This window comes from Lysinibacillus sp. CTST325 (assembly GCF_054665055.1).
This window is the reverse complement of the sequence record NZ_BAAFHO010000005.1, coordinates 99948-118172: the sequence shown is the minus strand read 5'-3', so window position 1 is coordinate 118172 and position 18225 is coordinate 99948. Positions and strand designations below refer to the sequence as shown.

The 18225-nt window shown below is 34.6% G+C and carries 19 protein-coding genes; 17 read left to right on the top strand and 2 right to left on the bottom strand.

What is annotated here, in order from left to right:
- Positions 1-5: 5 nt before the first annotated feature.
- The 14 genes from ACYQ73_RS13895 to ACYQ73_RS13830 all read left to right on the top strand — a co-directional run bounded on the left by ACYQ73_RS13895 (position 6) and on the right by ACYQ73_RS13830 (position 13352).
- Positions 6-929 (top strand): ABC transporter ATP-binding protein, encoded by a 924-nt coding sequence (locus tag ACYQ73_RS13895; protein WP_460013025.1) that lies wholly within the window; start codon positions 6-8, stop codon positions 927-929.
- Complete coding sequence (locus ACYQ73_RS13890) at positions 907-1845, top strand: ABC transporter permease (protein ID WP_460013024.1); 939 nt, start codon at positions 907-909, stop codon at positions 1843-1845. Before ACYQ73_RS13895 ends, ACYQ73_RS13890 begins: the two co-directional genes overlap by 23 nt.
- A gap of 268 nt (positions 1846-2113) precedes the next feature.
- Positions 2114-4060, top strand: a complete 1947-nt coding sequence (nagE, locus tag ACYQ73_RS13885) for an N-acetylglucosamine-specific PTS transporter subunit IIBC (RefSeq protein ID WP_460013023.1) — start codon at positions 2114-2116, stop codon at positions 4058-4060.
- A gap of 111 nt (positions 4061-4171) precedes the next feature.
- Positions 4172-4861 carry a glucosamine-6-phosphate deaminase gene (locus tag ACYQ73_RS13880; RefSeq protein ID WP_460013022.1) on the top strand — a complete coding sequence of 230 codons (690 nt, stop codon included), beginning with the start codon at positions 4172-4174 and terminating at the stop codon, positions 4859-4861.
- Positions 4862-5027: 166 nt separating this feature from the next.
- Positions 5028-5411 carry a LysR family transcriptional regulator gene (locus ACYQ73_RS13875; RefSeq protein ID WP_460013021.1) on the top strand — a complete coding sequence of 128 codons (384 nt, stop codon included), beginning with the start codon at positions 5028-5030 and terminating at the stop codon, positions 5409-5411.
- Between the two features lie 296 nt (positions 5412-5707).
- Positions 5708-6370 carry a response regulator transcription factor gene (locus ACYQ73_RS13870; protein WP_460013020.1) on the top strand — a complete coding sequence of 221 codons (663 nt, stop codon included), beginning with the start codon at positions 5708-5710 and terminating at the stop codon, positions 6368-6370.
- A complete protein-coding gene (locus ACYQ73_RS13865; RefSeq protein WP_460013019.1) occupies positions 6367-7410 on the top strand; it encodes a sensor histidine kinase in 1044 nt (347 codons plus the stop codon). Before ACYQ73_RS13870 ends, ACYQ73_RS13865 begins: the two co-directional genes overlap by 4 nt.
- Before the next feature lie 47 nt (positions 7411-7457).
- On the top strand, positions 7458-8945 hold the full coding sequence (locus tag ACYQ73_RS13860; RefSeq protein WP_460013018.1) for a multicopper oxidase family protein: 1488 nt from the start codon (positions 7458-7460) through the stop codon (positions 8943-8945).
- A 206-nt stretch (positions 8946-9151) separates the two neighbouring features.
- On the top strand, positions 9152-9889 hold the full coding sequence (locus ACYQ73_RS13855; protein WP_460013017.1) for an urease accessory protein UreH domain-containing protein: 738 nt from the start codon (positions 9152-9154) through the stop codon (positions 9887-9889).
- A 281-nt stretch (positions 9890-10170) separates the two neighbouring features.
- Positions 10171-10686, top strand: a complete 516-nt coding sequence (locus tag ACYQ73_RS13850; RefSeq protein WP_460013016.1) for a hypothetical protein — start codon at positions 10171-10173, stop codon at positions 10684-10686.
- Between the two features lie 292 nt (positions 10687-10978).
- Complete coding sequence (locus ACYQ73_RS13845; RefSeq protein ID WP_100544371.1) at positions 10979-11302, top strand: YnfA family protein; 324 nt, start codon at positions 10979-10981, stop codon at positions 11300-11302.
- A 229-nt stretch (positions 11303-11531) separates the two neighbouring features.
- Positions 11532-12047 carry an RNA polymerase sigma factor gene (locus tag ACYQ73_RS13840; RefSeq protein WP_460013015.1) on the top strand — a complete coding sequence of 172 codons (516 nt, stop codon included), beginning with the start codon at positions 11532-11534 and terminating at the stop codon, positions 12045-12047.
- On the top strand, positions 12037-12642 hold the full coding sequence (locus ACYQ73_RS13835; protein ID WP_460013014.1) for a zf-HC2 domain-containing protein: 606 nt from the start codon (positions 12037-12039) through the stop codon (positions 12640-12642). Before ACYQ73_RS13840 ends, ACYQ73_RS13835 begins: the two co-directional genes overlap by 11 nt.
- Before the next feature lie 296 nt (positions 12643-12938).
- Complete coding sequence (locus ACYQ73_RS13830) at positions 12939-13352, top strand: GNAT family N-acetyltransferase (RefSeq protein WP_460013013.1); 414 nt, start codon at positions 12939-12941, stop codon at positions 13350-13352.
- 92 nt (positions 13353-13444) lie between these two features.
- Here ACYQ73_RS13830 and ACYQ73_RS13825 read toward each other — a convergent pair whose 3' ends face one another.
- Entirely contained in the window at positions 13445-14125 is a 681-nt protein-coding gene (locus tag ACYQ73_RS13825; RefSeq protein WP_460013012.1) for a class I SAM-dependent methyltransferase, read from the bottom strand.
- Positions 14126-14541: 416 nt separating this feature from the next.
- Here ACYQ73_RS13825 and ytaF point away from each other — a divergent pair, with 416 nt between their 5' ends.
- The 3 genes from ytaF to ACYQ73_RS13810 all read left to right on the top strand — a co-directional run bounded on the left by ytaF (position 14542) and on the right by ACYQ73_RS13810 (position 16889).
- On the top strand, positions 14542-15168 hold the full coding sequence (gene ytaF, locus ACYQ73_RS13820; protein WP_460013011.1) for a sporulation membrane protein YtaF: 627 nt from the start codon (positions 14542-14544) through the stop codon (positions 15166-15168).
- Between the two features lie 101 nt (positions 15169-15269).
- Positions 15270-15920 carry a helix-turn-helix domain-containing protein gene (locus tag ACYQ73_RS13815; protein ID WP_460013010.1) on the top strand — a complete coding sequence of 217 codons (651 nt, stop codon included), beginning with the start codon at positions 15270-15272 and terminating at the stop codon, positions 15918-15920.
- A 30-nt stretch (positions 15921-15950) separates the two neighbouring features.
- A complete protein-coding gene (locus ACYQ73_RS13810; protein WP_460013009.1) occupies positions 15951-16889 on the top strand; it encodes an LCP family protein in 939 nt (312 codons plus the stop codon).
- A 377-nt stretch (positions 16890-17266) separates the two neighbouring features.
- Here the strand turns inward: ACYQ73_RS13810 and ACYQ73_RS13805 are convergent, their stop codons facing one another.
- Entirely contained in the window at positions 17267-18031 is a 765-nt protein-coding gene (locus ACYQ73_RS13805) for a hypothetical protein (protein WP_460013008.1), read from the bottom strand.
- Between the last annotated feature and the right edge of the window lie 194 nt (positions 18032-18225).

Below are 18225 nucleotides of genomic sequence, written 5' to 3'. Positions count from 1 at the left end.
AATTAATGACAACACAACCAATTGTTCAATTGCAAAATATATCAAAAACCATTGGTGGTAAACAATTGATTCAGCAATTGAATATCGATTTATATCCAGGTCAAATTACTGGATTTTTAGGACCGAATGGCGCAGGGAAAACGACGACAATTCGTATGATGACAGGGCTTATGCGTCCAACTGAGGGGAAAGTTATTATTGATGGCCTTTCCTTACAGGACAATTATGAGGAAGCGATTAGTAAGGTCGGCGTAATTGTAGAAAATCCGGAAATGTATAAATATATGACGGGCTATAAAAACTTATTGCACTTTGCGCGTATGCATAAAAACGTTACAAAAGAGCGTATTCTAGAAGTCGTTAAACAAGTTGGTCTTGAAAAGCGCATTCATGAAAAGGTATCAACTTACTCGTTAGGGATGCGTCAGCGTTTAGGACTCGCACAGGCACTACTTCATCGACCAAAATTTTTAATTTTAGATGAACCAACAAATGGTCTGGATCCAGCAGGTATTCGCGAGTTTCGTATGTATTTGCGTAAAATTGCGGAGGAAGATGGAGTATCTGTTTTTGTCTCCAGTCATTTATTATCCGAAATTGAGTTAATGTGTGATCGAGTAGCTGTTATACAAAATGGTAAACTTATCGATATTCGTGATATTAACGTTGAAACTTCTTCGTTTTATTATATTGAAGCTACACCAAATGATCAGACTGCAGCACTTTTACAAAAGCTTGATTACAACTTTGTTACAGAAAATAGCGGTCATGTAGTGGAAATAAAGAAAGCGGATATACCGAAACTCATTACGCAATTTGTTAATGAAGGCATTCAATTATTTGCCGTACAACCGCATCAAAAAACGTTAGAGGATCAATTCTTAGAAATGACAGGAGGTGGCCAAATTGCTGAATCTAATTCAAAATGAATGGATGAAATTATGGCATAAAAAAGGAACTTGGGCAATGGTCGCGTTAGTAATCCTCTTTATTATTGGTCCTGGTATTATGATGAAATACTATGATACAAAAACGACAGAGGATATAACGTGGCAGGAAATTGAACAGAATGCCATTAATACTAATAAAGAAATGATGAAAGATGACAATGTATCGGCAGAGGATAAAAAATACTTCGAGGAGCAAATTGCTATTTCGGAGTATCGATTAGCCAATAATGTGCCGTCTCAAGAAAATGGAAGCATTGAAAGCTTTATGTCATTTACAGGTGGCATGCTAACTTTAGTGACATTATTTACGGTTATTACTGCAGCAAGTATTGTATCTAGTGAATTCTCTACAGGTACGATTAAAATGCTATTAACACGTCCGGTTTCGCGAGCAAAAATATTAACTTCAAAATTACTTACAACTTTCATATTTGGACTCTTATTGTTTGTGGTCAATGTAGTAGTAAGTGCTCTTGTTGGACTGATACTATTTGGCGGTTCAACTGGTGTTGAGCTAGAAATGGTCAACGGTCAAGTTGTTGAAAAAGCAGTATGGAATGATTTAGCTTATCACTATTTACTTTCTGGCGGAGACTTTGTCATGTCAATATTGTTTGCTTTCTTAGTGGGCTCAGTTTTCCGTTCAAGCTCTTTAGCGATTGGCTTAACGATGTTCTTATCTTTTACAGGTGGAATGATTGTGATGTTCCTAAGCAGATTTGAAATCGTTAAATATATTTGGCTAACACATTCAGACTTAACACAGTATGAAAAAGGCCATTTTATAGTAGATGATATGACAATGCCATTCTCACTCACAATTCTTGCGATTTACGCTGTGATTTTCCTTGTGATCAGCTATATGTCCTTTATGAAACGTGATGTAACAGCATAAAAAAAGGCGTTACTGCACCCCGATTGTTAGATTTATAACTAACAATTGGAGGTGCTTTTTTTGTCTGAATGAGACAATTTTAGTTGTTATATGTATTGGATGACCATAGATAACTTTATGCAAAATAAAACAGATACATAAAGATAAGAGGTTGAATATAAGCATTAAATATTGAAAATTCTGAAAATAGGTTGTTTTTTTCAAGATAAAGAATATAATAGATAGTACAATAATTGGTATAGACAACTATACCTAGGGAGGCGGAAAATTGTTAGCTTTCTTACAAAAAATAGGTAGGTCGTTAATGTTTCCAATCGCAACATTACCAGCAGCTGCATTATTATTACGATTAGGCTCTGATGATATGCTTGGTGCGGTACCAAATGACGTTGTTCATTATATTGCGAGCATTATGGCTGCTTCAGGTGATGCTATTTTAGGTAATTTACCTATTATTTTTGCAATCGGTATTGCTATGGGCTTTGCGCACGATAATAGTGGTGGATCAGCGTTAGCAGGTGCCATTGCTCATCTTATCTTAGTCGCAGTCTTAAAGGCCGTTAATAAAGACTTAAATATGGGCGTATTTGGCGGTATTATTGCTGGTGTTACAGCAGGTTTACTGTATAACAAATTTTATAATGTTAAATTCCCAGAATGGTTATCCTTCTTTGGAGGACGGCGATTTGTACCCATTATAACGTCTATTACAATGGCGGTTTTAGCTAGTATTTTAGCTTTAGTGTGGGGACCAATTCAAGGTGGGATCGATGCAGTAGGGAACTGGTTTATTGGTGCAGGATCACTTGGTGTTGGAATGTATGGTTTTTTCAATCGTCTATTAATTCCAGTCGGTCTACATCATGTTATTAATACAATCATCTGGTTTGACTTCGGTGAATTTACCAATGCTGCAGGCGAACTTGTTAAAGGGGATATTAATCGATTTTTAGCAGGTGACCCATCAGCAGGACAATTCCAAGCAGGTTTCTTCCCAATCATGATGTTTGGATTACCAGCAGCGTGTCTTGCGATGTACTTTGCAGCGAAAAAGGAAAAACGTACAGTAGTCGGTGGTATGTTTGTATCCATCGCGTTAACAGCATTCTTAACAGGTGTAACAGAGCCTATTGAATTTACATTTATGTTCTTATCACCTGTACTTTATGGTATCCATGCTGTATTAACAGGTATTTCGCTTGCCGTTGCCTATATTATCGGATTCCGTGATGGGTTCGGTTTTTCAGCAGGTTTAATAGACTATTTATTAAACTTTGGTTTAGCAGATAATCCGTTGCTATTAATTCCATTGGGATTAGGTTTTGGGGCTATTTACTTTGTCATTTTCTATTTTTTAATCAAGAAATTAAATTTAAAGACGCCAGGTCGAGAAGACGAAGATGAGGACGGAATAGAAGCTGATTCAGCTATATCTAATGATTTGGATGTTCGAGCTTACAAAACAATTGAAGCGTTAGGTGGTCCAACTAATATTAAGCAAGTTGATTACTGTACAACTCGTCTTCGTATAACTGTTGGCGATGTGGATCAGGTGGATGAAAAAGAGTTAAAACAAACGGGTGCGCGTGGTGTTATGCGAATTAATAAGACAAACGTACAAGTGATTATCGGTACGTCTGTAGAATTTTTAGCAGAAGCTATGAAAAATCGCTTGAAAAAAGGTAACCCAACTCCTGCAAATATTTCTTTACAGCAAGATCCGTCTGTTATTGAAGAGACTGCAGCAGAAGCAACAATTTCTTCAGATGATTTCGAAATGCCCATTACTGGTGATTTAATACCGTTATCTGAAGTGCCTGACGAAGCCTTTTCATCAGGTATAATGGGGCCGGGTTTTGGCATTCATCCGACAGATGGTACGGTTTATGCACCGTTTGATGGAAGAGTAGTCATGATTTTCCCGTCGAAACATGCTATTGGTTTAATATCCAATACAGGTGTAGAAATATTAATTCATGTCGGTTTAGATACGGTCAAACTAAACGGTGAAGGGTTTGAAACGATAGTTACAGAGGGCAAATTAATCCAACGTGGTGATCTGTTATTAAAAGTAGACTTTGAGAACATTAAAGACAAAGTACCTTCTATCGTCACACCAATTGTATTCACAAGTTTAATTGGACGAGAAGTTACACTTGAAAAATCCGGTTTCCAACGATCTGGTTCTACTAATATTATTTCTATTAAGAAGTAATAAACAAGATGAACATCATCACTTTCTATGGGAAGATTACAACTCTTGAAATGTGATTTACATGTTATGGAGCTTTAACGATTAAAAATTTGAGTAAAGGGGCATCTAGAATTGAAATTAGAACGTTATTCTTCTAGAAAAGATTTATACGCTCGTGCAGTAGACATTATAACGAATGCAAAAAATAACGGTGCTACAACGTTCGGTTTAGCTACAGGTGGTACAATGGAACCGCTATATTCTAAAATCTGTGAGACTGAGGTTGATTTTTCCAATTGTATTAGCTTTAATCTAGACGAATATGTTGGATTAAGTGCTAAACATGAACAAAGCTATGCGTATTACATGGATACACATTTATTTCGTCATAAACCGTTTAAAGAATCTTATTTACCGAATGGTTTAGCTAATAATCCTACAGAGGAAGCTGCACGCTATGAATCACAATTACAACAGCATCTGTTAGATTTCCAATTGCTTGGTATCGGACAAAATGGCCATATCGGTTTCAATGAACCAGGAACGCCATTTGATTCATTGACACATCTTATAACGCTTGAACAATCAACTCGCCAAGCAAATGCACGCTTCTTTGATTCAATCGATGAAGTTCCAACGCAAGCCATAACGATGGGGATCCAATCTATAATGCGCGCAAAATGCATTTTGTTAATCGCTGTTGGAGATGCAAAACGTGATGTATTAAAACGTGTGCTCGCTTCTGACTATACTGAAGATGTGCCAGCAAGTGTTTTAACAAAGCATCCAAATGTTATGATATTAACAGATATACAAGAGTAAGGAATAAGTTCCTGCACGCCCAGCTAGTCGCTTATTAAGCAGTTGAAGATACAAGAAATTGTATTACTTCAACTGCTTTTAAGTTTACGTTAGTATTTTGTTAGAAAAGGTTTCAAGACTTAAATAGTATTCGATATAATGAATGAAAAACTAGAGAGGCAAGTTTATGGAAACAGAATGGTTACGAACTTTTATTGTTGCTGCGAAAACAGAGAATTTTCGTGAGACGGCTGAACAGCGTTTTATTACACAATCAACGGTATCGAAGCATATTCAACATCTAGAAAAAGAACTACAAACAACACTTTTTGAACGACAGGGGAAAAAGGTGAAATTAAATCATATCGGTGCGCACTTCCTTCAACACGCTGAAAAAATGGTGGCAGCGATTGATGAAGGATTACAAAATACTAGATCCTTTTTGAATGGTTATACGTCCCAGTTAACGATTGGTGTTTCACCACAAATCGCCAATTCTACATTGCCCGTAATCATTCATACATTTCAGCAGCAAAACCCCGCCATTCAATTCTTTTACCAAAGAGTGTAATCGATGCTGAATCTCACCAGCAATTGCTTCAAAGCTATTCGTTAAAGGAATGTTCCCATATTGTTTCAAATACCTATTGTTTAACGAAATATGGAACTGCGGATATTGAGGCGTTTTTAGCAGTTTGTAATCTGATATACAAGGACGTTATTAGTGATTAATAGGAGAGCTAGAGAGTAGATGTTCTTTCATTAAAGGGCTATTAGATTGAGTAAAAGTATGAATGAAGCGCTTTTACTATTTTTATTGTTTATAATATTTTTGAATCTCTTATATAAAGTTGGTGTAATTGGAAAATGAAAGTGTTACTCGTAGATGATGAAGAAAAGATTACTGAGGTATTGTCATCTTATTTTGAAAAAAACGGAGATCATACATATATTGCACATACAGGAGAATCCGCAATCCAAATAATCGATCAAGTTCCTCTTGATATGATTATTTTAGATTTAATGTTGCCGGATATGGACGGAGAAGATATTTGCCAATATGTAAAATCAAATTACGATATTCCTGTAATTATGCTTACAGCAAAAATCTCTATTGATGATAAGGTAATTGGATTTGAAATGGGGGCAGATGACTATGTCGTTAAACCATTTCATCCTAAAGAAATATTAATAAGAGCAGAAAGGTTGTTACCTAGTTCACATAAAAAACAACTTATTATTTTAGGACAGTTGGAATTCCATAAAGATGAGAGAAAAGTATTTGTAAATCATCAAAGTATTCAGCTTACGCCACATGAATTTAGCATTTTACTATTACTGGCTGAAAATCCTAAAAAGGTTTTTAGCAGGGATGATATCATTCAAAAAATATATAGTTTTGATTTGAACATAAATCCTCGTATTGTGGATCAGCATATTAAAAATATTCGTAAAAAAATGAAGGAAGAGTACATCCAAACTGTCTTTGGTTTGGGATACAAAATAAATGAAAAGGTTATTAATCAATGAAATTTCATATAAAAATTGCCTTAATTATAGCTATCTTTTCTACAAGCATACTTTTATTCATCACTGGGATATTACTTTATAAAGGTCATGAACATTTGATGATGCTTCATATTACAGATTCTAAAGAATTAATTCACCACTTTGACATGGCATTAAGGGAAACAGCAATTTGGTCATTAGGACTTTTGCTTATTTTTATACTAATTTCTAGTTTGTTAATCGCAAAAACATTAACGAAACCTATCCAAGAACTGAATCACTTTGCGTTAAGACTAGTGCGTGGAGATCGTCACTTAAAGATAAGCTATACGATTAATGATCAAATTGGTCAATTAGGTAAATCACTGATGAAACTAGATGAAACGTTAAACGCTTATGAACTCCGTCGTAAAGAAATGACACAGGATCTTGCACATGAAATTCGGAATCCATTAGCCTCAATAAAAAGCTATTTAAGTGCATTTGAAGATGGGGTATGGACAGCTACTCCAGATCGTTTAAAAGCATGTGTTGAGGAAATTGATAGGCTAACTCTCCTTGTTGGAGAATTAGATACATTAAATGATATTAATAATCCTACATTTAAGGTCATGATGAAAGAGCAACCGATTGCTAATGTGATTGAAAATTCTGTTATAACGTTGGCAAGTGAATTACTTGAAAAAGAAATACACGTAGAATTGGATTTAGACAAAACAATCAATGCAAAGGTAGATGCCTTGAGATTGAATCAAATTCTACACAATATTATAAAAAATGCAATGTACCATGTTCAAAAAGATGGCATGATATTAATTAAATTATTTAAAGAAAGTGGCGCTTATATAATTCTTATACAGGATAATGGCGTTGGTATGGATGAAGAAATAAGTAAAAAAATCTTTGAACGAAATTACCGAGTGGAAAATCGATATACTGGCAATGGTATTGGTATGACAATTACAAAAAAACTAGTGGAAGCACATAACGGTACAATTTCCGTCAAAAGTGAGAAAAATATAGGAGCTACATTTTGTATACAAATGCCTCTTTCTACATAATTCCTACACAACTGTTCTATATACTTTAGGTGAAAGGAATGGTTGATATGAGGAAAATAGCATTAGCAGCAAGTATTATCGCAAGTTTGGGCATACTTGGGGCTTGTAGCCAAGGAAATAGTAACGATATGAAGGACATGGAACATTCCTCTATGAAGATGGAGGGTATGGATCACGACAAGATGAAGGGCCATGAGAGTCATAGCAATGTGGTAAGTTTAAACAATTCGACAGGAGTAAATGAAGTAAAAGTCCCTGCTGAACTTAAAAGTAATAAAAAGGATGAAGTTGTATACACAGTTAGGGCACAAAAAGGAAAAACAGAAATATTTGATGGTGTTCAAACAAATACGTATGGGTATAACGGATCGTTTCTCGGACCGATGATTCGTCTTGAAAAAGGTGAAACTGTAAAGATTAGAACTATCAATGAACTTGATGAGAATACAACTTTTCATTGGCATGGACTAGAAGTGTCAGGGGAAAAAGATGGTGGGCCACAAAGCATTCTGAAACCTGGAGAAGAAAAAATTCTCGAATTTAAAGTGAATCAGGAAGCAGCAACGCTATGGTTCCATCCCCATCCACATGGAAAAACAGCTGAACAGGTATATAACGGGCTTGCAGGCTTAGTTTATATTGAAGATGATCATTCAAAGAGTCTTGGATTGCCAAATGATTATGGAAAGAACGATTTCCCTTTGATTTTCCAAGATAGAACATTTGATGATAAGAAGCAATTGAATTATAGCGCTGCAATGAACACAGACGGAACGATTGGAAATACATTATTAATTAATGGAACGCTCAATCCTAAATTGACTGTCAACAAAGAGAAAGTGCGCCTTCGTTTATTAAATGGATCTAATGCGAGAAATTATACCTTTAAATTGAATACAGGGGATTCATTTCTTCAAATCGCCACGGACGGTGGTTTCTTGAATGAACCGGTTTCTTTAAAAGAGATTACACTAACGCCATCTGAAAGGGCAGAAATCGTAGTTGACTTTTCAAAAATGAAGGACAATAATGACCTAGCTTTAATAAATGAGGATGGATCTGTCCTTTTACCATTTGTAGTTACTGATCAAAGTGGAAAGACGAGTATGCTTCCTAAAAAATTAAATGATCTATTATTAGAAGGTAAAGAAGTTGATCTACCTGTTACAAAAAAAGTGGAACTCTTTGGAATGATGGACATGGTCACGATAAACGGAAAGAAATTTGATCCGGAAAGAATTGATTTTACCCAAAAACAAGGTGTTACTGAGGTATGGGAAATTTATAATAAGCCGGATACAATGGGTGGAATGATTCATCCATTCCATATTCATGGAGCACAATTTAAAGTACTCTCTCGTGATGAGAAAAAGCCACCTGAAAATGAACAAGGATGGAAGGACACTATCTCCGTAAAACCAGATGAGACAGTAAAAATAGCTGTACAATTTAAAAAGAAGGGCATCTATATGTTCCATTGTCATATTCTAGAGCATGAGGATAATGGAATGATGGGTCAAATTCAGGTGGATTAATGCTTATTTGTGTTTTGATTAAAATCCTGTGTTAATTTTTAATACGGGATTTTTCTTTTATGTTCTTGTCGTGAAAAGCTATTTTTTTACGAGCGGATATTGAGGCATTTTAAGCAGTTTGTCATCTGATATACAATGAAGCAGTAAATAACTTGAGGTACTAAATCTGTAATCGTACTTTAATAAAAAATAGAGGGTGTTTATAGATGTATAGTTTAATGTCCAAAATAAGCCAATTCATTAGTGACCCTATTACAGTATTTTTGAACTCCTATGAACATTCTCCTTTCATTGTTGCGATTCTTCTTGGATTAATAGGCGCTTTAGCACCTTGTCAATTAACGGGGAATATAAGTGCAATCACTTTTTATGGAAATCGGACATTTCAAACGAAAAACAATTGGCAAGAAATTGTGTTATTTATTCTAGGGAAAGTCGTTGTATTTAGTTTAATAGGTTTATTCGCCTGGCTTTTCGGTCAGTCCTTTGAAACTGAGATGACTAAGTATTTTCCTATTTTTCGCAAAGCAATTGGTCCGATCATGCTCATAACAGGGCTCGTGCTAATTGGAATTTTAAAATTGAAATTTCTAAACCGAATTCCTAAGTATATTCCGCCTGTTTTAAAAGAGGGGAAATTGGGCTCCTTTCTGATGGGTGCTAGTTTTTCCGTAGCCTTTTGCCCTACGATGTTTGTGCTATTTTTCGTGTGGTTAATGCCAACAGTCGTAACCTCTTCATATGGTGTAGTATTGCCGGCCATTTTTGGTATAGCAACTTCTGTACCACTACTAGTGATGCTGGGACTTATTCATTTGTTTGACGCAAAAAGATTCATTATGCGTACAAGCATGAAAATGGGACGAGTGATTCAAATTGTAGCGGGTGTTATTCTGATTATTATAGGGGTAGCAGATACGATTACATATTGGGGATTGTATTAAAGAGGAAGAAGCGCCTTTGCTTCTAAAACGTTTAAAGAGCCTTTAAAGTGATGAATTTTGGACTTTGTATAGCCTATATCAGTATTTTAGTAATGTAAAACCAAGTTGGTATACATAAAACACAGACAGCTATTATGAACATTTCGTCATCTAAAAATAAGACTGTTTCCTTAAAGATTGTTGTTATTTAACAAACTTACAGGATAGTTGTATAAGATAGGTCCTTTTCATTGCTAAATTAATGGTATTATAAGGGTGCTAAAATGCAGTGGGGTGAGATTATGGATGAACGAAAAAGACGAATGCAGCAAAAAATAAAAGTTGTCAAACAAAAAAATCAGAGAACTAATCTAATGAATTTATTTCCAAAATATATTTCAATTGTTATAGAAAAAAGTGAGTTGATTACGTCTCCAGAATTAGAAAGAATTCTAAATAAAGTTCACGAGAAATGGAATTATGAATTACATAAAGTGGATTTTGCGATTAAATATAGTGATTACAGAAAAGAATTTAGTTGGGAACAAGAGGTTATTCATTATGTACAAGGAATTGATATTGAAAATAAATTAGTGTACTTGTTAGTTGGGATCGGTGATTGTCCAATATTTCTTGTTGACGGAAAATGGGCATTAATGAACTTTAGCACTCTATGGGAACATATCAACAATGATGATATATGGATTATTAGTCAAGATTTTAACTATGGTGTTCTAGTTTCTCGTTATCCAGGTTATTTGGAACACGATCCAAATCCCAAAGAAATAATATACGCAATTACAAAATGGGGTAATTAATCAAAGGCCTTATTCAACTAATGGGGTCTTAATCAATTAATAACAACAATCTATACGAAAACAGCCAAAAATAAAGACTGAACATATCTAAAAAGTGTTATAAGCAAGGGGAGTGTAGTAAAAACATTATAGCGATATCATCTTAAATATTTTCGCATCCCTCCGTTTAATTAAACCGTCTCTTACCCTTCGTTACACAGGAGTTAAGCGAAATTTTTTGATTTTATTATTGGTAACGTGCTTTATGTATAATAGAGCAGATACTGAAACATATACAGAAAGAGTGAAAAAAATGATTAGTGCAACATTATTATTTATCCTAGCAGGAATTGGCGAAATAGGGGGCGGCTATTTAATTTGGCTTTGGTTAAGAGAAGGTAAACCATTTTATTGGGGAGTTATAGGCGGGATTGTGTTGGCTTTATATGGAGTTGTCGCTACTTTTCAGTCCTTCCCAACCTTTGGAAGAGTCTACGCTGCCTATGGAGGTGTCTTTATTGTCCTTTCCATTTTGTGGGGCTGGGGAATCGACGGGAAAAAACCAGACATCTTGGATTTCGTTGGAGCAGGCATTTGTTTGATTGGTGTTTTGGTGATTTTAATACCTCGTTCATGATAGATAGAATGTTTTTAAGGACCTTCACAATTTGAGTAAAATCATAATTGTGAAGGTTTTTTATTTTAAATAAAGGCTGCTGTTTTCGAAAAGATTGTTGCTATTCAATTAAAAGAAATTGATTTAAATTAAAAATTTAATTAAAAAAATATAATTTTTTTGTAACGAAACTTCTTTAAAATCTATATATAAGTATCCACCGTTAAAAGTAGAGAGAGGAGGGCGGAAAGTGAAGGATTTAAGTGAAATATACAAATCTTATGCAGATGAAGTAAAACGGTTTCTTATTTGTTTAACAACTAATGTCGATTTAGCTGAGGAACTAACGCAAGAAACTTTTTATCAAGCTGTAAAGTCAATTGAGCGATACAACGGTGAATGTAAGATGTCCGTTTGGTTATGTCAAATTGCAAAGCATACATACTATAACCATTTAAAAAGGGAAAAACGTTATAGCCATAGTAGTGTAGAACAAATGATGGAAATGGGGTTGGATGTTCCGTCTAATTCGGAATTACCAGACGTGGAGCTTGCCAATCGTAATACATTTATTTCATTACATAGAGAAATTCATCAATTAAAAGAACCGTATCGTGAAATATTTTTACTTAGAACTTCCGTCAATCTTAGTTTCAAGGAAATTGGAGAGATATTCGATAAAAGTGAGAACTGGGCAAGGGTAACGTATTATCGAGCTAAATTAAAATTGGTAGAAAGGGTTCGAGGTGATGATGATGAACTGTAATATTATAAAAGATTTATTACCCTCATATATTGATGGCATTTGTAGTGAAGATACTACTAAAGTTGTCAAAGAACATTTACATCATTGTGAAGAGTGTCGATTGTATTTAGAAGTGATGGAGCAGCCAACAAATGATATTCTGCCAGAAGAAGTAATGATTGCAAAAGCGCCATTTAAAAGAATAAATAAAAAGCGTCGTATTCAAATCGTAATTTCCATTTTGATTACTTTTATAATTACAATTATAGGCTCTTTTGTTGTTCAAGAAGTGGGAGCTGTAAATCAAATCTTTTTTCCGATGAGTACGGCTATTGTCAATTTAACGGATGATAAGGAAGAATGGAATACATTATATTTTAATGACGAAAATTATTTAATGTTCGATAGTATTTTTTGGGACAAGGAAGTCGTTAATCATGCAAATAGTAATGGTAATGTAATTCTAAGAATAAAAGATGTAGATGGTCATGTTGTGGTTGATGAAATTGAGATTTCACCAGGAAAAAGCATAAAATTGGATGGACTAAAGAATCATATAAAATATTCTTTTGAAATTAAGGCTAAAAAAGGTCAATTTTTCATTAATGTAGTTTGAAAACTAGAAGTTTGCTAAAAGTACATGTAAAACTATTAAATTCTCAAAACGATATGGAAGAACGTATATTACCAAATGAAAATATACGTTCTTTTTGTTTACTTAAATTACTGGATATAACTAAAGTTTATTCCTTGAATTTAATCAAAAAGTACAATGAAGAAGGATTTTGAGAGTTTGAATCGAATATCTTATAGTAATCCCAGAAATGTTTGGAGGTCGCAATTTTGCTACTTTATTTTTAATATCTATCATCTACCTAAAAATGTTCAAAATAATTTAGGAGTTGATATAAGTTGATATACCAAAAATCTCTTGATGGAATTTCTTCTGATATGTTGAATGGCTTTTTTGTTGATTGGCCGAATCCACCAAATCCACAAACTCACTTAAAGCTGTTAAAAAACAGTAGTACGGTGGTTATTGCTTTAGATGATCATACGAATCAAGTAGTTGGATTTATAACAGCGATTAGCGATGGCGTTCTATCTGCCTACATTCCGTTCCTTGAAGTTTTGCCAGAGTATAAAAATAAAGGCATCGGTAAGGAATTAGTCAAACAAATGTTAAAGGAACTTGATGATATCTATATGATTGATTTGTGTTGTGACGATGACTTAGTTCCTTATTATGAGAAGTTTAGAATGATAAAATCAAACGGGATGCTCGTTAGAAATTACGAAATGCAGTCTGGAATTTTAAATAAATAAATATAAAGAAAAACGCTTGGATATTTTCCAAGCGTTTTTACGTGCTACGTTACTCATCAAAGCTTTCTGCGATTTTATTTGTGAAATGGCTGTTATTTTTTTATTGCAACAAAGCGTAATCTGCAATAATCAGCAACCCATTGATGATCCTGATAAAGTTTTGGCTTTAATAATTCTTCACATTTTGCATAAATCTGTTCTTTTTCAGTTTCTGATAAATGCTTTAACATATTATTACTGAACATCTTTAGCCAATTACGTAACCCATCCTTGCCTTGAAGCGGTGTTGGGCGCTCATATAGCGTAATCATTTTAACTGTAAATCCAGCGCCTTCCAACTTCGCCAGATATTCTTTTAAAGTTGGAAAATACCATGGGAAACAATCCTCAATATAAGAAAATTTTAATTCCTCCATACTTTTTTGCAGTGCCCATACAATTGAAGCAATATTACCGTGACCACCCATTTCAGCAACGAAACGCCCACCTTGTTTCAGTGCAATGTACATATTTTGAATGACTTCATCTGGCTGTTTCATCCAATGTAATGCTGCATTTGAAAAGACTGCATCGAATTGATTTGTGATGTGAAGTGCGGTAGCATCCATTGTGTGAAACGTAATGTTTGGGTATTTTTGCTGTGCAGCGATAATCATGTCGTGGGAGGCATCTATCCCTTGAACATTGGCACCGAGAGCGGCAATTTCATAGGCTAAATCACCTGTGCCACAACCCACGTCTAAAATTCCTTCATTTTTTTTTGGTGCAAGCAAATCCTAAGCGCACTCCAAATTTTGAAACAAAGTCATGCTTTTGATCATACAAATTGGCATTCCATTTTGTTGTCATTGTCCCTCATCTCCTTTCTTTGAGCTTACCAAAAAGTTTAGTTGAACAGAAATACGTAAAATGATCAGTTTTGATTCCCTAGTGGAATATAGAAGGGATAAACGCTGTAATAATGCGATATCGCCTTCGAACTAATACCCATTGACACAATCGCTTCATTGAAAGCCCCAGCCGGAATGTAATCAACCTCACATTATGCTGATAGCCAATACACTTTATTAATTCGCGCACTGTATTGTGTTACCAAAATAATGTTGTTTTTTTGTCAACAATTTTCGGAAAATAGGCACCATTTGTCAATACGAGTAATATGATATAAAAAAATAAAGGATGTGGTACGGTGACTTGGTTAATCATTTTGGCTTTTACTTTTTCATCAAGTATTGATAATTTGGGCGTCGGACTTTCTTACGGGATTCGAAAGATAAATGTTAGATTTGATAAAAATATTTTAATCGCGGTCATTTGTTTTCTTATGAGTATGGCAGGCATTACATTTGGTGTATGGCTGTCAAAAATTCTTCCAGGTATGCTTCCTGTGGTTATCGGGGCGATATTATTATGTATAATCGGAATTCGGATTATTCTTTTGGCTAAACCGCGGAAACAAGAAACTTCAATAGTGAATAGAAACAATGATAATAATAATGTTCAAGATATTTTAAGAAATCCCGAGGAAGCTCAATTCAACAAGTCTGGGGAAATTGGATGGGGAGAGGCTGTACTTCTCGGCATTGCCTTAGCGGCGAATGCACTTACGAACGGGGTAGGCGCAGGTTTACTCGGTCTTTCGCCGCTTGTCATCTCGATACTTGCTGCAATTGGGAGTTTTATTACTGTTTGGTTAGGTGTCAAGTTAGGGAGTAAAGTAGCGGATGTTCGGATCGGTTCATTTACTGTAGGGCAATTTGGAACAATTATTAGTGGAGTAATGTTGATAATAATCGCATTTGCTGCTTTCTTCTAATTAATGTGTTGACAAAATGTCAACGTAATTATACACTTCTTGAGAATGGTCATTTCATGTTTGACAACTACTTTAAAGTCTGTAAGAAGGGAGAATCGAAAATGGCTGAACTGAGAAACAGTAATACACTTGGTTTATTGCTGAGAGAGTTATTGAAAGAACGTTCATTATCTATGCGGAAGTTTAGTGAACTCACTGGAATCGACACAGCTACGATCTCACGGATAATAAATGGTAAGAGAAATGCGACACCACAACATTTAGAAAAATTTGCAGACTGCCTTGATGTGCCTTTAATCAATCTTTTTGAAGCAGCAGGATACCCAATTGAACAGAGACAAGAAGGGTCAGAATCAGATTCTGATATTCATACCTCTGTTGACGCAATACAATCTCTTCTTAAATCTTCTAATGTTTATGATGATGAATTTTCGGTGTCTCATGTTGAACAGAAACTAGAAAGCTATGGACTCTATGCGCAAACAGAAGAAGGTAAAAATTCGATTCTTAAGGATTTTGACGAAAAAATTAAGAGTGTAGGAAGCATTGGCCCGTTTATAAGCAAATTAAAAGAATTATATGAGAAATTTGCATCGGGGAAAGGAACACTTTTTGAACTAACCTTAATCGGAAGTACATTATTATATTTTATTATTCCAGTAGATGTTATACCGGATTATCTATTTCCTATTGGTTATTTAGACGATGCAATAGCTGTGCAACTTACTACAAAGACATTACTAAAAAAATAACTTAGACTTAAGTGATAGGTGGATTGATTTATGAGAAGAAGCAAAAAGAGCCGTAAATGGCTAAGAAATTTGTTCTTAGCATTCGCATTAGTAATCGTAGCAGGGATTATTTATGGGGTTTATCAATACAATAGCGGATTAGCTATGGCAGACGATAGTCATATAAAAGATAACGAAAAGGCGTTTGACCCATTTGAAGGTGCAGATGTCCAATTTGGTCAGATTAATGTGCTATTAATGGGAAGTGACGCGAGAGACGAAGATGGTAGATCGGATAGTTTAATGATTGCACACTATGATCAAACGACAAATGATGTCAAACTTGTTTCGATTATGAGGGATACGTATGTCGACATCCCAGATCACGGAATGAATAAAATAAATGCTGCTTTTGCTTTAGGGGGTCCTGAACTTGTAAGGAAAACAATTAAGCAAAATTTTGATATTGATGTTAATTACTACGCACTTGTGGATTTTAAAGGTTTCCCTAAAATAGTAGATCTTTTAGCACCGGATGGGATTGAGGTCGATATTCCTTATGAAATGTCTCATGGAATTGGTATGACATTACATCCTGGGGAACAAGTTTTACATGGTAACGAGTTATTAGGCTATGTACGATTCCGCCATGATCGTTTAAGTGATTTTGGGCGAGTGGAACGCCAGCAAGAGGTTCTGGGTAAGGTGAAAGAACAAATCGGTGTTTCAAGCTTAATGAGTTTGCCAAAAATACTTGGCGTTGCAGATTCCTACATTGATACAAATGTTGATAATAAAACAATCCTTACAATTGCAAAAGGGATAGTAAATGGAAAATCTAAAGGTATTGATACTTTACGAATTCCTGTTGCAGATGCTTATAAAGACAAACGTGTCGATGTAGGTGACGTCTTGGATATTGACTTAGATAAGAACAAACAGGCATTAGAAGACTTTTTATCATCAAAGGACAATGGAAAAAAAGACTAAGATACTCGACGAGACAAAAGGTAACAATATAATTAAGTAGTCAGCATGGCCAAAAAAAGAGTATGTTTTGAACAATTATTTCAAAACATACTCTTTTGTTATTTTATAGGTTCCTTTTCGAGAAAAGAGTACATCGTTCCAATCTTCTATTGGAGATTTTTTATCTGCAACTTACATTACTATCAGATTCGTGAAAATTCTCATATTAATTGATGCAAGCAAATTAAAAAATGGTTTTGGTCATAGAGAAAGGAAAAACGTCAATTTAGCATTAGTTTCGATGAACCTTATCATAAATAAGCTGGGTTTAAAATAAAGAGTTTAAGACAAGTATTTTGAATGCGCCTTTTATATCTTGTAGTTAAAGTAACGAAAGATTAATTAGCAATAGGAATAACAGTTAATTTCATTTTTTGATTATCTGGATTTAATACATATTGTTCCCCAGACTTTGTAGTAATTGTTGCTGCTTCGCCTGTATACTTTTCATCCATATAAGCAAAGACAAAATCCTCAGTTTCAATAGAAATCATTTCCCCAGCTTTACCTTCGACAAAATGTCGTAAACTGTATCCAGCTGTACTATATGTAAAAACAGCAATGGCTGGTGAATCATTGACCTTTAAAGCAAAAACAGTTAATCCATCTCCATTAAACCAATAATCTTTTTTTGTAATGAAAGGTATATTTTTATCGAGTGTATATTCTTCAAAAAGGTGAAATTCGATCACCTTCCATAGATTCTCTTGTGTAGGGTATTCCTCTTTTGTCCATGTAGAGACTTGCGTAACTTTTCCTTGTTTATCAACTCTAAGATCGACTCCAATTTGAGGTGTTTCCATTGCATGCACACTAAACTGACCAACTGTATAGCCAGGCTCAAAGTGCTCAGGCGTTACCGAAAATTGTTGATTAGGATATGTTTGGTTCAAATAAGTTTCTAATTGAATATACCTTTCTGCATGAGTTTTGATTTTTAAAGTAGGATAGTAAGCAATATAGCTTATATAACTGATAATCAGCAGAATAATAATAGCTAATACGCATTTTTTTCGTTTTCTAAAAATGAAAGCGATTAGTAAAATAATGATTAATAGAGCAAGAGCAATCACGCTAAAATAAATTAATTCAGCTGGTGTCATTTCTATACCCCCTCAAATAAACTAGTTATTACTTTTAGCATAGCATAGCAGAGGAAAGTAAGATAAAACAAATAAATTCATTAAATAACTTATTAACATAACACATAGCCTTTTATAGCTGCTGATTTGGTTGTTTGGTTAATTGAAGCATGGGTGTAATCGACTCTTCTATTGTCATTCTTTTATTTGATCTT

Bases quoted from the DNA above. Each gene is read 5' to 3' on its own strand.
- ACYQ73_RS13895 (WP_460013025.1), top strand. From the start codon at position 6: ATGACAACACAACCAATTGTTCAATTGCAAAATATATCAAAAACCATT.
- ACYQ73_RS13875 (WP_460013021.1), top strand. From the start codon at position 5,028: ATGGAAACAGAATGGTTACGAACTTTTATTGTTGCTGCGAAAACAGAG.
- ACYQ73_RS13870 (WP_460013020.1), top strand. From the start codon at position 5,708: ATGAAAGTGTTACTCGTAGATGATGAAGAAAAGATTACTGAGGTATTG.
- ACYQ73_RS13865 (WP_460013019.1), top strand. From the start codon at position 6,367: ATGAAATTTCATATAAAAATTGCCTTAATTATAGCTATCTTTTCTACA.
- ACYQ73_RS13860 (WP_460013018.1), top strand. From the start codon at position 7,458: ATGAGGAAAATAGCATTAGCAGCAAGTATTATCGCAAGTTTGGGCATA.
- ACYQ73_RS13855 (WP_460013017.1), top strand. From the start codon at position 9,152: ATGTATAGTTTAATGTCCAAAATAAGCCAATTCATTAGTGACCCTATT.
- ACYQ73_RS13850 (WP_460013016.1), top strand. From the start codon at position 10,171: ATGGATGAACGAAAAAGACGAATGCAGCAAAAAATAAAAGTTGTCAAA.
- ACYQ73_RS13845 (WP_100544371.1), top strand. From the start codon at position 10,979: ATGATTAGTGCAACATTATTATTTATCCTAGCAGGAATTGGCGAAATA.
- ACYQ73_RS13835 (WP_460013014.1), top strand. From the start codon at position 12,037: ATGAACTGTAATATTATAAAAGATTTATTACCCTCATATATTGATGGC.
- ACYQ73_RS13815 (WP_460013010.1), top strand. From the start codon at position 15,270: ATGGCTGAACTGAGAAACAGTAATACACTTGGTTTATTGCTGAGAGAG.
- ACYQ73_RS13810 (WP_460013009.1), top strand. From the start codon at position 15,951: ATGAGAAGAAGCAAAAAGAGCCGTAAATGGCTAAGAAATTTGTTCTTA.
- ACYQ73_RS13805 (WP_460013008.1), bottom strand. From the start codon at position 18,031: ATGACACCAGCTGAATTAATTTATTTTAGCGTGATTGCTCTTGCTCTA.